Genomic DNA, 14,219 nt, shown 5'->3' with positions numbered 1-14,219 from the left:
CGTCTGCAACCCGAATTATTCAGGGCATATTATTCGCGTTTATGTCTGCTAAAACGTTGACTGCTCTCGCGTTACTGAAGAATGGCGTCACGCCCCTGGCGAATATCGCGCGGAGACCAGTCAAATTCCCGGCGAAAAAGCGTAGAAAAGTGGTTACTGTCGCCGAACCCGCAGCGATAGGCGATATCCGTCACGCTGTCATCGCTATGCCGCAACAGATGCCGCGCTTTTATCAACCGCACCCGGTTCAAATAGCGCTGCGGCGTCAGACCGGTTTGCTGTTTTAACTGCCGATGCAGCGTGCGCAATGACAGGAAAAACTGCGCAGCCACCTCTTCCCAGCAAACATCTTCAGCGAAATGGTCTTCGAGCCAGGCCATCAGATGATTGAGCCGCGCATCATTGTCTGTCGTCTCTTCCGCCAGGCTGCTTTTACGCAGTAACACCAGCAGTTGCATAAAATAAATTTCACGGCTGGCGATGGAATGCATATCCGCGTCCACGCCCACATTCTCTATCTGGCTCACAATCTGACGAACCTGCTGTAAAACGTTCTGGTTGACCCGCCAGTGCGAGAGATAATTCCCCTCCTGCTCCTTCGGCAACAATTCGTTCAGGCTGGACAAAAAACGAAACGCGTCCGGCGCGCGGTAGAGCACATTGGTCAGACATAAATTGTCCGTGTGCTCATAGAGATGACGATCGTGATCGCGAATAAAGCAAACCGATCCGCCGCTGATGGTATAGGGCTGACCGTTGAAAACATGAATCCCGGTGCCGTGCTCCACGATAACAATTTCATGAAAATCATGGTGATGCTCCGGAAAGGCCGATTGCGGAAGCCGCGGTTCAATGGCGACAGTTGAAGCGCCGGACTTAAAGAAATCCACACAGTGCAACATGGTCATAGCCGCTCCTCGAAATGAGAAATTTTATCAATCAGTGGAGCAAATAGTAATCAAGGGGCGGCAATCCAGCCTTCAATTTTTGACCGCAAAATTCGTAAAACCTGCCGCTTTTTCAAGAAACGACGGGAAAGATCGGGAACTGCGGACAACATCACATCTCCCGACGCATCGTTGACAAAACAAAACTGTGACATCTCTCACGGTCACCTTTGCTTTCTTGCCAGGGGCGAATTTCACCTGTCAGTAACAAGAAGGTGAGCCAGGCGCGACTTTTTTAGACTGCATGCAATGATTTTCACAAGGAACTTCCTATGCGTTTTCGTCATTGTGTCGCCGTTGATTTAGGCGCCTCCAGCGGGCGGGTGATGCTCGCCAGCTATACCTCCGGGCAGCAAACCCTGGCGCTGCGTGAGGTTCACCGGTTTGCCAATCATTTACAGAAAGTCAATGGCTTCGACTGCTGGGATATCGATAGCCTGGAAGGCGAAATTCGCCTCGGGCTGAACAAGGTATGCGAACAGGGCATCCTGATCGATAGCATCGGTATCGATACCTGGGGCGTGGATTATGTCCTGCTGGATAAACAGGGCCAGCGCGTCGGCCTGCCGGTTTCCTATCGCGATGCGCGTACCCAGGGGCTGATGCGCCATGCCGAAGAGCAATTAGGTCGCGAGGAAATCTATCGCCGCAGCGGTATTCAGTTTCTGCCGTTTAACACTCTTTATCAGCTCCGCGCGGTGGTTGAACAGCAGCCGGAACTGGTCAGCCAGGCCGCGCACGCGCTGCTGATCCCGGACTACTTCAGCTTTCGCCTGACCGGTAACATGAACTGGGAATACACCAACGCCACCACCACGCAACTGGTCAATATCAATAACGATAACTGGGACGAAGAGCTGCTGAACTGGACCGGCGCGCCGCGCGAATGGTTCGGTACGCCGACGCATCCCGGCAACGTTATCGGCCACTGGATCTGCCCGCAGGGCAACCCCATCCCGGTGGTGGCCGTCGCCAGCCACGATACCGCCAGCGCGGTCATCGCTTCGCCGCTGGCCGGTAAAAACGCCGCTTATCTCTCTTCAGGCACCTGGTCGCTGATGGGCTTTGAAAGCAAAATCCCCTGCACCAGCGAGGAGGCGCTGAAGGCAAATATCACCAACGAAGGCGGCGCTGAAGGCCGCTATCGGGTGCTGAAAAATATTATGGGCCTGTGGCTACTGCAACGGGTGCTGAAAGAGCAAAACGTCAGCGATCTGCCGCAACTGATCGCGCGTACCGCCGCGCTTCCGGCCTGCCGCGCCATCATTGACTGTAACGACGATCGCTTTATCAATCCGGCCAATATGAGCGCCGAAATCCAGGCCGCCTGCCGCGAATCCGGGCAGCCGATACCTGATAATGACGCTGAACTGGCGCGCTGCATTTTCGACAGTCTGGCGCTGCTGTACGCCCGGGTACTCAATGAACTGGCAACCCTTCGCGGTCAGCCATTCAGCCAGCTCCATATCGTTGGCGGCGGCTGCCAGAACGAACTACTCAACCAGCTGTGCGCGGACGCCTGCGGTATCACCGTGATCGCCGGCCCCATCGAAGCCTCCACGCTGGGAAATATCGGTATCCAGCTCATGACCCTCGACGAACTGAATAACGTCGATGAATTCCGTCAGGTGGTGCGACAGAACTATGCCCTCACCACGTTTACCCCTAATCCTGAAAATGAAATTGCTCGCTTCGTTGCGCAGTTTCAGCCACAACAGAACAAGGAGCTTTGCGCATGACCACTCAACTTGAACAAGCCTGGGAAATTGCCAAACAGCGTTACGCCAGCATCGGCGTGGATGTCGAGGAGGCCTTGCGCCAGCTGGACCGCCTGCCTGTTTCCATGCACTGCTGGCAGGGCGATGACGTCGTCGGTTTCGAAAACCCGGAAGGGAGTCTCACCGGCGGCATTCAGGCCACCGGTAACTATCCGGGTAAAGCCCGTAACGCAACCGAACTACGCGCTGACCTCGAACAGGCGCTGAGCCTGATCCCAGGGCCAAAACGCCTGAACCTGCACGCGCTCTATCTGGAATCGGATACTCCGGTTCCACGTAATGAAATCAAGCCGGAACACTTTAAAAACTGGGTGGAATGGGCGAAAGCCAACAATCTCGGGCTGGATTTTAACCCCTCCTGCTTCTCGCATCCGCTAAGCGCCGATGGTTTTACGCTGTCGCACGCGAACGATGAAATCCGCCAGTTCTGGATCGATCACTGTAAAGCCAGCCGCCGGGTTTCCGCATATTTCGGCGAACAGTTAGGCACCGCGTCGGTCATGAATATCTGGATCCCGGACGGCATGAAAGATATCACCGTTGACCGCTTCGCTCCGCGCCAGCGTCTGCTGAATGCGCTTGATGAAGTCATCAGCGAGAAATTCAACCCGGCTCACCACATTGATGCCGTGGAGAGCAAACTGTTCGGTATCGGCGCGGAAAGCTACACCGTCGGCTCCAATGAGTTCTATATGGGCTACGCCACCAGCCGTCAGACCGCACTGTGCCTGGATGCCGGCCACTTCCACCCGACAGAAGTCATCTCTGACAAAATTTCCGCCGCGATGCTCTATATCCCGCATCTGCTGCTGCACGTCAGCCGCCCGGTACGCTGGGACAGCGACCATGTGGTGCTGCTGGATGATGAAACCCAGGCTATCGCCAGCGAAATCATCCGCCACAACCTGTTCGACCGCGTGCATATCGGCCTCGATTTCTTCGATGCGTCGATTAACCGCATCGCGGCATGGGTTATCGGTACCCGCAATATGAAAAAAGCGCTGCTGCGCGCCCTGCTGGAACCAACCGAACAACTGCGCCAGCTGGAAATCGACGGCGATTACACCGCCCGTCTGGCGCTGCTGGAAGAGCAGAAATCTCTGCCGTGGCAGGCTATCTGGGAGATGTACTGCCAGCGTCACGATACGCCGGCAGGCAGCCAGTGGCTGGATAACGTACGGGCTTACGAAAATGCGGTTCTGAGCCAGCGCGGATAACCATAAGCGGCACATGGCGGGTGATTGACCCGCGCCGAATCAACAGGAAACACTAGACTATGCAGACCATTCTCGACGCCTGGTTCGTCCAGGGCATGATTAAAGCCACTTCCGACGCCTGGCTCAAAGGCTGGGACGAGCGCAACGGCGGCAACCTGACATTGCGTCTCGACGAAGCGGATATCGAACCCTACGCGGCAGATTTCCACGCTAAACCGCGCTATATCGCCCTGAGCCAGCCGATGCCAACGCTGGCCAATCAGCCATTTATTGTCACCGGCTCCGGTAAATTCTTCCGCAACGTCCAGCTCGACCCTGCCGCGAATCTCGGGGTCGTGAAAGTCGACAGTGACGGCGAGGGATACCATATTTTGTGGGGACTGACTCACGATGCGGTGCCCACTTCCGAGCTACCGGCGCACTTCCTGTCGCACAGCGAGCGCATCAAACTGACCAACGGCAAAGACCGCGTGATCATGCACTGCCACGCTACCAACCTGATCGCCCTGACCTACGTGCTGGAAAACAGCAGCGAGCTGTTCACCCGCAAACTGTGGGAAGGCAGCACCGAATGTCTGGTGGTGTTCCCGGACGGCGTCGGCATTCTGCCGTGGATGGTGCCAGGTACTGACGAAATCGGTCAGGCCACCGCCGAGGCAATGCAAAAACACTCGCTGGTGCTGTGGCCGTTCCACGGCGTCTTCGGCAGCGGCCCCAATCTGGACGAAACCTTCGGCCTGATCGATACCGCCGAAAAATCTGCTGAAGTTCTGGTGAAAGTCTATTCAATGGGAGGAATGAAACAAACCATCACTCGCGAAGAGCTGATTGCCCTCGGCAAACGCTTTAATGTTCAACCAATGCAGTCCGCGTTAGACCTTTATCAATAACAACATCGCGCCCCGCTCACTGAGATGGGGCGAACTCTGTCACCTGCAAAATATTCTCTGAGTATTTCGCCATGCAGAAAGTAGGTGTCGCAGTAACTCCTCCGGCGCTTACACGCGTAAGTCACGGAATCAAGCGACAACGCTGCAAAGGCGGAAAACGACGGGAATCTAACTCAATCATGTGGAGTAAAAGCAATGAAAACAAAGACAAGCTTGATCCTCACCGTTGCCGCCCTGGCGTTGTCCGGTTCTGCTTTAGCGGAAGTTAAAATCGCCCTTGTGGCGAAATCACTGGGAAATGGCTTCTTCGAAGCGGCAAACGTTGGTGCCCAGGAGGCGGCCAAAGAGTTAGGCGATGTAAATGTTATCTATACCGGCCCGACCACCACTACCGCCGAAGCGCAGATCGAAGTGCTGAATGGCTTGATCGCTCAAAGAGTCGATGCGATCGCCATTTCCGCTAACGATCCCGACGCCGTGGTGCCGGTGCTGAAAAAAGCAATGCAACGCGGTATTAAAGTGGTTTCATGGGACTCCGGCGTCGCCCCTGCGGGCCGCCAGATCCACCTTAATCCGTCCAATAACGCCTTAATTGGCGAAACCAACGTCAGGCTCGCCGCCGATGCGCTAAAAGCGCTGAACGTTGAAAAAGGCGATGTGGCGATTTTAAGCGCCACCCCGACCTCCACTAACCAGAACATCTGGATTGAGGAGATGAAAAAGGTGCTGCCGAAGTACCCGTCGGTCCATCTGGTGACCGTTGCCTATGGAGATGACCTGTCCGATAAAAGCTACCGCGAAGCGGTAGGGCTGCTGAAGTCATATCCGGATCTGAAAGTGATCGTTTCGCCTTCGTCGGTAGGGATCGTTGCCGCCGCGCAGGCGGTAAAAGACCAGGGCAAAATCGGCAAAGTGTACGTGACCGGGCTGGGGCTACCGTCAGAAATGGCCGGAGCGATTAAGTCCGGCGCCAGCAAAAGCTTCGCCATCTGGAACCCCATTGATCTTGGCTACGCCGCCACTTACCTCGCCGACGATTTAGTCAAAGGCACGGCGAGCAAAACCGAAGCCAGTATGGGCAAACTGGGTAAAGTGAAGCTGGATGCCAATGGTAACGGCGCGATGGGCAAACCGTTCATCTACGATGCCAGCAACATTGATAAGTTCTCAAAAATTTTCTAATCCCTGAGCCCCCACTCCGGCCTTCTCGCAAAGGGAGAGGAAGAAAGCGATGCCCTCTGCGCAATGATGCAGGGCGCGCCGCACAATTCGCTCCCCCTTCCGGGAGAGGGTTCGGGTAAGGGGTGATTTTTACGGAGAATTATCATGTCCGCATCCACGCCTCTGCTGTCTCTTAAGGGCATCACCAAGGTCTTTCCCGGTGTGCGCGCCCTTGAGAACGTACAGCTCGATCTCTGGCCCGGCAAAGTGACCGCCTTAATTGGCGAAAACGGTGCCGGCAAATCCACGCTGGTCAAAGTGATGACCGGTATTTATCAGCCTGAAGAGGGCGATATTCTCTATAAAGCGATTCCAATCCACCTGCCCAATCCGGAATCAGCCCATAAGGTGGGGATCACCGCGATCCATCAGGAAACGGTGCTGTTTGACGAACTCTCGGTCAGCGAAAATATTTTCGTCGGCCATTATCTCTATACCGGCTTGCTGAAGAAGCTCGACTGGCCCGCGATGCACCGCAAAGCCAGCGAAATTCTCAACCGCCTTGAAGTGCAGATCGACCCGCGCGCGACGCTAAAAACCCTCAGCATCGCCCAGCGACATATGGTGGCGATTGCCAGAGCGCTCTCCTTTGATGCCCAGGTGGTGATCCTCGATGAACCCACCGCCGCACTCTCACAACACGAAATTCTGGAGTTTTATCAGATCGTTGAACGCCTGAAGCAGGACGGCAAAGCGATTCTGTTTATCTCACATAAGTTCGATGAGATTTTCGAACTGGCGGATTACTACACCATTCTGCGCGATGGCGTTTACGTCAACTCCGGGGCAATTAACGACATCACCGAGGAGCGGATGGTGGCGATGATGGTAGGCCGCGCGATTACCCAAACCTACCCGAAAGTCGACTGTGTCCCGGGGGAAACAGTGTTGGAGGTAAAAGATCTCTGTCATCCTACCGAGTTCGCCCATATCAACTTCAGCCTGCGCAAAGGTGAAATCCTCGGTTTTTACGGCCTGGTGGGCGCCGGACGTACCGAGCTGATGCAAGCGCTCTCCGGCGTTTCGCATCCCTCCTGCGGCGAGATCGTGCTGAAGGGCGAAACCGTCCACTTTCGCCAGCCTGCCGACGCTATCCGCGCCGGTATCGTCTGCGTGCCGGAAGAACGACAGAAGCAAGGGGCGATTATCGCCCTGCCGATCGCCCAGAACATCAGCCTGCCGCAGCTCAGCAAACTGAACCCCAATGGGGTGCTTAACGACGCCCGCGAATGGCGGCTGGCGGATGAGTACGCCTCGCGCTTGCAGGTCAAAGCCTTTAGCTGGCGTCAGGCGGTAGAGACCCTCTCCGGCGGTAATCAGCAAAAAGTGGTGATCGGCAAATGGCTGGCGACCCACCCGGAAGTCATTATCCTCGACGAGCCGACCAAAGGTATCGACATCGGTTCCAAAGCGGCGGTGCATCAGTTTATGTCCGAACTGGTCAGCCAGGGGCTGGCGGTCATTATGGTCTCTTCGGAACTGCCGGAAGTGATGGGCATGGCCGACCGGATTATCGTCATGCATGAAGGGCTGATGGTCGCGGAATACCGCGCCGGTGAGGCGACGGCGGAAACCATCGTCAGCGCCGCCAGCGGCACAAGTCAGGAGGCGGCGTAATGGGACGACAACTGTTTAAACACCGCGAAGCGCTGCTGGCGACGGTCATCGTGGTGATGATCGCCGCTATCGGCAGCCGGACGCCGTCGTTTGTCTCGCCGGGTAATCTGGTGGAGATGTTTAACGACACCGCCATTCTGATCATCCTTGCTCTCGGCCAGATGATGGTGCTGCTCACCAAAGGTATCGACCTGTCGATGGCCGCCAACCTGGCGTTGACCGGCATGATTGTCGCGCTGCTCAACGCCCACTATCCAGGGATTCCCGTGTTGGCACTGCTGGCGCTGGCAACCCTGCTGGGTCTGCTGATGGGGGCGATTAACGGCCTGCTGGTCTGGCGGCTCGGGATTCCGGCCATTGTGGTGACGCTCGGCACCATGAGTATTTATCGCGGCATTATCTTCCTGCTCTCCGACGGCAGTTGGGTCAATTCGCACCAGATGAGCGCCAGCTTTCTCGGCCTGCCGCGCGCCTCGTTGTTGGGCCTGCCGCTGCTGAGCTGGTACGCCATCGCCGCGCTACTGCTGGTCGGCTATTTCTTACGCTACAGCCGTAGCGGACGAGCGCTGTACACCGCAGGCGGTAACGCTACGGCGGCGTATTACACCGGAATTAACGCCGGGAAAATGCAGTTCGTCAGCTTCTGCCTTTCCGGCGCGCTGGCCGGATTCTGCGGCTACCTGTGGATTTCGCGCTTTGCCGTCGCCTACGTCGATGTCGCCAACGGTTTTGAATTACAGGTGGTCGCCGCCTGCGTCATCGGCGGCATCAGCACCATGGGCGGAACCGGCCGGGTGCTCGGCTGCCTGTGCGGCGCATTGTTCCTTGGGGTGATCAATAACGCGCTGCCGGTGATCGGGATCTCGCCATTCTGGCAGATGGCCATTTCCGGCGCGGTTATCGTGATTGCGGTGCTACTTAACGAACGCAGCAATAAGGGACATGGACGATTAATTCTGCGCAACGCGGCGTTAGACCGACAGAAACAGGCGGTGAAATCATGAGCAAAATGATGCTATCTGCAGAAGAGATGAAAAACGCTACCGGCGCGCCGTCGCCGCTGCGCCGCCTGCTGTGCTGGGAAGGATTTCTGCTGGCGGTGACCCTGGCGGTATTTATCGGCAACGCCCTCGCCTCCCCCTGGTTCCTCGATATCTGGAACCTGTCGGACGCCACGTTTAACTTCACCGAAAAAGCGATCATCGTGCTGCCGATGGCGATGCTGATTATCGCCAGAGAAATCGATCTCTCGGTGGCGTCAACGATGGCGCTCAGTTCCACGGTGATGGGATTCTGCGCGGCAGCGGGCATGGATACGCCGCTGCTGGTGGCCGTCGGCCTGGGCGTCGGGCTGCTGTGCGGCCTGTTTAACGGCATCCTGGTAACGCGCTTTAATCTGTCGTCGATTGTCATCACCATCGGCACCATGAGCCTGTATCGCGGGATCACCTACATCCTGCTGGGTGACAAGGCGCTGAATCACTACCCGGATAGCTTCGCCTGGTTCGGTCAGGGCTACGTGTGGGGCGCGCTCTCTTTCGAGTTCGCGCTGTTTATCCTCCTCGCCGTCGCCTTTACCTTTCTGCTGCATAAGACCAACTTTGGCCGCCGGACTTACGCCATCGGCAATAACCCCACCGGGGCCTGGTTCTCCGGCATCAACGTCAAGCGCCACAACCTGGCGCTGTTTGCGCTGGTCGGACTGATGTCGGGACTGGCGGCGGTATTGCTGACCTCAAGGCTCGGCAGTACCCGCCCGACGCTGGCGATGGGCTGGGAGCTGGCGGTGGTCACCATGGCGGTACTCGGCGGCGTCAATATTCTCGGCGGTTCCGGCAGCATGCCAGGGGTGATTATCGCCGCCTTTCTGATGGGGCTGGTAACGTTCGGCCTGAGCCTGCTCAACGTGCCGGGCATCGTGATGTCGATCATTATCGGCGCGATGCTGATTGTGGTGATTTCGCTGCCGATTATTACAAAGCGGATTATGCAACGAAGACGCATTTAATTTCCCCCTCACCCTGACCCTCTCCCCTCGGGGAGAGGGAACTGTACGGTGCGGCCTTTCTTCCTCTCCTTTGGGGAGAGGAGCAGGGTGAGGGGAACGGATTTCCCAAAATAGATATTTAAGGAGAATTATCATGAGTTTTATGTTGGCACTTCCCAAAATCAGCCTCCACGGCGCCGGCGCAATCGGCGATATGGTCAAGCTGGTGGCGGGTAAACAGTGGGGTAAAGCGCTGATCGTCACCGATGGTCAACTGGTGAAACTGGGCCTGCTCGACAGCCTGTTCACCGCGCTGGATGCGCAGCAAATGCCTTATCATCTGTTTGACGACGTGTTCCCTAACCCAACCGAAGCGCTGGTGCAAAAAGGTTACGCGGCGTATCAGAACGCGGGCTGCGACTACCTTATCGCCTTTGGCGGCGGCAGCCCGATTGATACCGCCAAAGCGGTAAAAATACTGACCGCCAACCCGGCGCCATCAACTGCCTACTCCGGCGTCGGCAAAGTGAAAAACGCCGGGGTGCCGCTGGTGGCGATCAACACCACCGCCGGGACGGCCGCAGAAATGACCAGTAACGCGGTGATCATCGACTCCGCACGCCAGGTGAAAGAGGTGATTATCGACCCGAATATCATCCCGGATATCGCCGTCGATGACGCCAGCGTGATGCTGGATATTCCTGCAGCCATTACCGCCGCCACCGGTATGGATGCGCTGACTCACGCGATCGAAGCCTTCGTTTCCATTGGCGCGCACCCGCTGACCGATGCCAACGCTCTGGAAGCTATTCGCCTGATCAATCTGTGGCTGCCAAAAGCCGTGGACGACGGGCACGACCTGGAAGCCCGCGAGCAGATGGCATTCGGTCAGTATCTGGCGGGCATGGCGTTTAACAGCGCCGGTCTTGGCCTGGTTCACGCCCTCGCCCACCAGCCGGGCGCGACCCACAATCTGCCGCACGGCGTATGCAACGCGATCCTGCTGCCGATCATCGAAAACTTTAACCGCCCGAACGCGGTCTCTCGCTTTGCCCGCGTGGCGCAGGCAATGGGCGTCGATACCCGCGGCATGAGCGATGAAGCCGCCAGCATAGAGGCGATCAACGCCATCCGCGCTCTGAGCAAACGCGTCGGTATTCCGCAAGGCTTCAGCCAGCTTGGCGTTAATAAAGAGGATATCGAAGGCTGGCTGGACAAAGCGCTGGCCGACCCATGCGCACCATGTAACCCGCGCACCGCCAGCCGCGATGAAGTCCGCGAACTCTATCTGGAGGCATTATGATCCGTAAAGCTTTTGTTATGCAGGTAAATCCGGACGCTCATGAAGAGTATCAGCGCCGCCACAATCCGATCTGGCCGGAACTGGAAGCGGTGCTGAAAGCCCACGGCGCGCACCACTACGCGATTTATCTCGATAAAGAGCGCAACCTGCTGTTTGCGACGGTGGAGATTGAATCAGAAGCGCGCTGGGACGCCGTCGCCAGTACCGAGGTATGCCAGCGCTGGTGGAAACATATGCGCGATGTGATGCCTGCCAACCCGGACAACAGTCCGGTAAGCGCAGAGCTAAAAGGCGTGTTTTATCTGGATTAACCCCATAATTGCCCCGCTGAACCTGGCGGGGCAACTTTGCAGTGAATAAGAAAACCGATTTAAAGCGAAGCCATTATTCCCCTGTGCCATCAAACCATCCACGGTTAATCATCCACGGCGCGAAATAAACATAAGCGGCAATAAGTCTCTCAGTTTGCGTGGAAGAGTGCGGCGAATAGCCCGCAATATGAGAGACAAAGCGCCAGTCGGCGCTCTGTCTGGGGAGAGAACTACTGTGCTAACGGTTTGCGCACAAAGAAGCCATAGAAACAGGCGCCAAGGAACAGCAGGCAGCCGCCGAGAATAAAGACGTTGGTAAAGTGCCCGGTCACATCCAGAATAATCCCGGTGATCACCGGCGCCAGCGCCGCGCCAAGGAAACCGCCAAAGTTCTGGATCGCGCCGAGAGAAGCAACCTGTTCTTTAGGTGCCATATCCGCGGCCAGCGCCCAGATCACCCCGGACGGCATCTGCGAACAGAAATAGCCCAGCGTCAGCAACGTAATCGCCGTACCGCTGTTGCTTACAAACGGAATTGGCATCACGAAACAGGCCGCCATTACCGCGCCCAGAACAATTGGCACCTTACGCGCCGTCACCGCATTCACTCCTCTGCGAATCAGACGGTCAGAAATCATCCCGCCGCATAGCACGCCAAGAATACCGGCGAAGAACGGAATGGATGCAATAAAACCCGTCTGCTTCAGGCTGAATCCCAGCGACGTTTCCAGATAACCCGGCAGCCATGTCAGATACACCCAGATGGTAAACATGATGCAGAAGTTGCCGGAAATCATGAACCAGGTGGTTTTGTTGCGGAACAGTTGGCCCCAACTGACCTGCGGTTTATCCATTGCGTTCCCGGCGACCTGCCCGGTATGGATAAGCATCGCTTCCCGTGCGTCTGGATCGCGATAAAACTTCAGCCATGCCAGCGCTAACGGAATCCCCAACAGACCGATGGTGATAAACATCCCGCGCCAGCCAACCCACAGCAAGAGGATAGTCAGCAGCGGCGGCGCAACGGCGTTAGCGATTTGCGAACCAGTATTGATGATTGCCGTCGGCAAACCGCGTTCTTTCTCCGCAAACCAGCTTTGGGTAATTTTGATCCCCGAGGTAAAGAACGGTGATTCCGCTATCCCCAGCAATACCCGCAAGCCGTAGAAAAAGCTATAAGTGTTCACAAATCCCATCAGGAAGGTCACGGCGGACCACAGCGTCAGCGCACTGGTAAACATCTTCTTCGGGCCAAAACGGTCCACCAGCCATCCGGCAGGCAGGTTAGCCAGCGCATAAGGCCAGAGGAATGCCGACAACAGCAGACCCATTTCGGTGCCGGAGAAACCAAACTCCCTGGAGATAGTGGTATTGGCGATACTCAGGTTGGCGCGGTCAAGGTAGTTCACCACCGCAGCCAGCAGCAGAATTAAAATAATCCCCCAGCGACGTCGGGAAAGCGTCGGCGGCGAAATTGCCGTGGCGGAAGTCGGATTCACGGTGCTCATACCGCCTCCTCAAGTAACTGGCGATCGATTTTAATCACTGCCTTGCGCAGGTGGTTAACGCCGCCCCCCTGCGGATGACAGCATGGACGGTGGATATCTTGCGGGAAGAAAATCGCGAACATACCGGGCGTCAGTTCCAGCTGGATCTCTTCTTCTTTAACCTGCCAGAACATAATGTCCTGCTGCGGCGTATGGTCATCAACAACAGTATGTCGTGCACTTTCAACGCGACTAACGCCGATCCGCTCATGACCCGAGATCAAATACTGAATATCGATAAACTGGCGGTGCGACTCCGGGCGCGACGCCGCAAAGGGAACGCTGTCCATCTCCTGCAACAGGCAGAACAGTTTGCCGGGGATCAGGTCGATTTTGCCCGGCGCGAAGTCCTGAAAGTCGTGCTGCGCAAGAAAAGCCAGCGCCTGACGAATGATCGGATGGTAAGCCGACTCTTGCGCGGGCCATGCCTGCAGGCTGGTTACTATCATAATGGTATCCTCCGCTTAGCCCGCGATACGCTGACGCCACTGTTCGGTTCCGGCGCGGATCTGGTCAAGGATCACCGTCAGTCCCCAGAACTTATTCAGCACATCATCTTTGTTGACCCGGCAGGTAATGCCATCAAAAGTCCCCAGCCGCTGATGATAAATTTTGGCGTTTTTCGGATAACCCAGCGTTTCGGTCACAGCCCCCAGCGAGAGGAAAATCGCCAGTTCATCGGCGAGCGCGCGCTGGTTTTTTCCTTCCCGCCACAACCAGCTGTACAGTTCAGGATGAAAGTTGGTAAACACGCCGCTAAAGCCCTGGGAACCTGCGAGCATCGCTGGCCACGCAATGGCCGCGTTGGCGTTAATGACGTTGAGCGGCGTACCCTGCGCCAGACGTACGCGACGTTCAACGGTCGGCAGATCGCAGCTCACATCCTTCAGTACAATGAAGCGACCGCTGTTAGCGCACCAGGAAAATTCATCATCGCTAAGCAGGCGGCGATACGGTGCCGGACACTCGTAAAGGCCGAGCGGCAGAGAGGCTGGCAGCGTTTCCAGCAGCGCATTGAGCGTGGCGTGGAAGACCTCGCTGCCCTCATTACGCGGATCGAGGTGATTGGTCACCAGCACCAGAGCATCAATGCCGGTCTGCGCCATTGCCAGCAGTTCGGTTTTTTGCGCTTCAAGATCGTCGCTGATATGACCAGAGGCGATAACCGGAATACGGCCATTAACGTGCTGTACCACAAAGCGCGCCAGTTCGACGCGCTCCGCTAAGGAGAGGAACTGCATTTCACTGGACTGGCAGACGGCAAACAGCGCATCAACCCCCTTCTCCAGATACCAGTCGATTAATTTCGCCAGCGCCGGATAATCAATCCGTTCGTCAGCTGTAAATGGCGTCAGCATTACTGGAACAATACCGTTGATCGTTTTCATCTTATTTTTCCTG

The 14,219-nt window shown here is 56.5% G+C and carries 13 protein-coding genes; 9 read left to right on the top strand and 4 right to left on the bottom strand.

Going from position 1 to position 14,219, the window contains the following annotated elements:
* Nucleotides 1-71 precede the first annotated feature (71 nt).
* Nucleotides 72-908 carry an HTH-type transcriptional activator RhaS gene (gene rhaS, locus FE839_RS21650; RefSeq protein WP_138362832.1) on the bottom strand — a complete coding sequence of 279 codons (837 nt, stop codon included), beginning with the start codon at nt 906-908 and terminating at the stop codon, nt 72-74.
* 311 nt (nt 909-1,219) lie between these two features.
* Here rhaS (FE839_RS21650) and rhaB point away from each other — a divergent pair, with 311 nt between their 5' ends.
* The 9 genes from rhaB (at nt 1,220) to rhaM (ending at nt 11,271) form a co-directional block, all read left to right on the top strand.
* Complete coding sequence (gene rhaB, locus FE839_RS21640; protein ID WP_138362831.1) at nt 1,220-2,686, top strand: rhamnulokinase; 1,467 nt, start codon at nt 1,220-1,222, stop codon at nt 2,684-2,686.
* Complete coding sequence (rhaA, locus tag FE839_RS21635; protein ID WP_138362830.1) at nt 2,683-3,942, top strand: L-rhamnose isomerase; 1,260 nt, start codon at nt 2,683-2,685, stop codon at nt 3,940-3,942. Before rhaB ends, rhaA begins: the two co-directional genes overlap by 4 nt.
* A 59-nt stretch (nt 3,943-4,001) precedes the next feature.
* Entirely contained in the window at nt 4,002-4,832 is an 831-nt protein-coding gene (gene rhaD / locus FE839_RS21630) for a rhamnulose-1-phosphate aldolase (RefSeq protein WP_138362829.1), read from the top strand.
* 195 nt (nt 4,833-5,027) lie between these two features.
* Complete coding sequence (rhaS, locus tag FE839_RS21625) at nt 5,028-6,014, top strand: rhamnose ABC transporter substrate-binding protein (protein WP_138362828.1); 987 nt, start codon at nt 5,028-5,030, stop codon at nt 6,012-6,014.
* Nucleotides 6,015-6,158: 144 nt separating this feature from the next.
* Entirely contained in the window at nt 6,159-7,670 is a 1,512-nt protein-coding gene (locus FE839_RS21620) for a sugar ABC transporter ATP-binding protein (RefSeq protein WP_138362827.1), read from the top strand.
* Nucleotides 7,670-8,674 carry an ABC transporter permease gene (locus tag FE839_RS21615; protein ID WP_138362826.1) on the top strand — a complete coding sequence of 335 codons (1,005 nt, stop codon included), beginning with the start codon at nt 7,670-7,672 and terminating at the stop codon, nt 8,672-8,674. The genes FE839_RS21620 and FE839_RS21615 overlap by 1 nt, the downstream gene beginning before the upstream one ends.
* The gene (locus FE839_RS21610) at nt 8,671-9,678 is read left to right on the top strand and encodes an ABC transporter permease (protein ID WP_138362825.1); all 1,008 of its coding nucleotides are present in this window, start codon (nt 8,671-8,673) and stop codon (nt 9,676-9,678) included. Before FE839_RS21615 ends, FE839_RS21610 begins: the two co-directional genes overlap by 4 nt.
* 133 nt (nt 9,679-9,811) lie before the next feature.
* Nucleotides 9,812-10,960 carry a lactaldehyde reductase gene (gene fucO / locus FE839_RS21605; protein WP_138362824.1) on the top strand — a complete coding sequence of 383 codons (1,149 nt, stop codon included), beginning with the start codon at nt 9,812-9,814 and terminating at the stop codon, nt 10,958-10,960.
* On the top strand, nt 10,957-11,271 hold the full coding sequence (gene rhaM, locus FE839_RS21600; protein ID WP_138362823.1) for an L-rhamnose mutarotase: 315 nt from the start codon (nt 10,957-10,959) through the stop codon (nt 11,269-11,271). The genes fucO and rhaM overlap by 4 nt, the downstream gene beginning before the upstream one ends.
* Nucleotides 11,272-11,501: 230 nt before the next feature.
* On the opposite strand, the gene FE839_RS21595 is transcribed toward rhaM, so the two are convergent.
* The 3 genes from FE839_RS21595 to FE839_RS21585 are packed head-to-tail and all read right to left on the bottom strand — an operon-like array spanning nt 11,502 to nt 14,206.
* A complete protein-coding gene (locus tag FE839_RS21595) occupies nt 11,502-12,779 on the bottom strand; it encodes an MFS transporter (RefSeq protein WP_138362822.1) in 1,278 nt (425 codons plus the stop codon).
* Nucleotides 12,776-13,267 carry a NanQ anomerase/TabA/YiaL family protein gene (locus FE839_RS21590; RefSeq protein ID WP_138362821.1) on the bottom strand — a complete coding sequence of 164 codons (492 nt, stop codon included), beginning with the start codon at nt 13,265-13,267 and terminating at the stop codon, nt 12,776-12,778. The genes FE839_RS21595 and FE839_RS21590 overlap by 4 nt, the downstream gene beginning before the upstream one ends.
* A gap of 15 nt (nt 13,268-13,282) precedes the next feature.
* Nucleotides 13,283-14,206, bottom strand: coding sequence for a dihydrodipicolinate synthase family protein (locus tag FE839_RS21585; RefSeq protein ID WP_138362820.1), 924 nt, complete (start codon nt 14,204-14,206; stop codon nt 13,283-13,285).
* Between the last annotated feature and the right edge of the window lie 13 nt (nt 14,207-14,219).

It is taken from the genome of Klebsiella indica (assembly GCF_005860775.1).
Taxonomy (GTDB): domain Bacteria; phylum Pseudomonadota; class Gammaproteobacteria; order Enterobacterales; family Enterobacteriaceae; genus Klebsiella; species Klebsiella indica.
This window is presented reverse-complemented; position numbering and strand designations above follow the sequence as displayed.

What these genes read in the sequence shown, in the direction of transcription:
- rhaS (WP_138362832.1), bottom strand. Translation starts at nt 908, where the DNA reads ATGACCATGTTGCACTGTGTGGATTTCTTTAAGTCCGGCGCTTCAACT.
- rhaB (WP_138362831.1), top strand. Translation starts at nt 1,220, where the DNA reads ATGCGTTTTCGTCATTGTGTCGCCGTTGATTTAGGCGCCTCCAGCGGG.
- rhaA (WP_138362830.1), top strand. Translation starts at nt 2,683, where the DNA reads ATGACCACTCAACTTGAACAAGCCTGGGAAATTGCCAAACAGCGTTAC.
- rhaD (WP_138362829.1), top strand. Translation starts at nt 4,002, where the DNA reads ATGCAGACCATTCTCGACGCCTGGTTCGTCCAGGGCATGATTAAAGCC.
- rhaS (WP_138362828.1), top strand. Translation starts at nt 5,028, where the DNA reads ATGAAAACAAAGACAAGCTTGATCCTCACCGTTGCCGCCCTGGCGTTG.
- FE839_RS21620 (WP_138362827.1), top strand. Translation starts at nt 6,159, where the DNA reads ATGTCCGCATCCACGCCTCTGCTGTCTCTTAAGGGCATCACCAAGGTC.
- FE839_RS21615 (WP_138362826.1), top strand. Translation starts at nt 7,670, where the DNA reads ATGGGACGACAACTGTTTAAACACCGCGAAGCGCTGCTGGCGACGGTC.
- FE839_RS21610 (WP_138362825.1), top strand. Translation starts at nt 8,671, where the DNA reads ATGAGCAAAATGATGCTATCTGCAGAAGAGATGAAAAACGCTACCGGC.
- fucO (WP_138362824.1), top strand. Translation starts at nt 9,812, where the DNA reads ATGAGTTTTATGTTGGCACTTCCCAAAATCAGCCTCCACGGCGCCGGC.
- rhaM (WP_138362823.1), top strand. Translation starts at nt 10,957, where the DNA reads ATGATCCGTAAAGCTTTTGTTATGCAGGTAAATCCGGACGCTCATGAA.
- FE839_RS21595 (WP_138362822.1), bottom strand. Translation starts at nt 12,779, where the DNA reads ATGAGCACCGTGAATCCGACTTCCGCCACGGCAATTTCGCCGCCGACG.
- FE839_RS21590 (WP_138362821.1), bottom strand. Translation starts at nt 13,267, where the DNA reads ATGATAGTAACCAGCCTGCAGGCATGGCCCGCGCAAGAGTCGGCTTAC.
- FE839_RS21585 (WP_138362820.1), bottom strand. Translation starts at nt 14,206, where the DNA reads ATGAAAACGATCAACGGTATTGTTCCAGTAATGCTGACGCCATTTACA.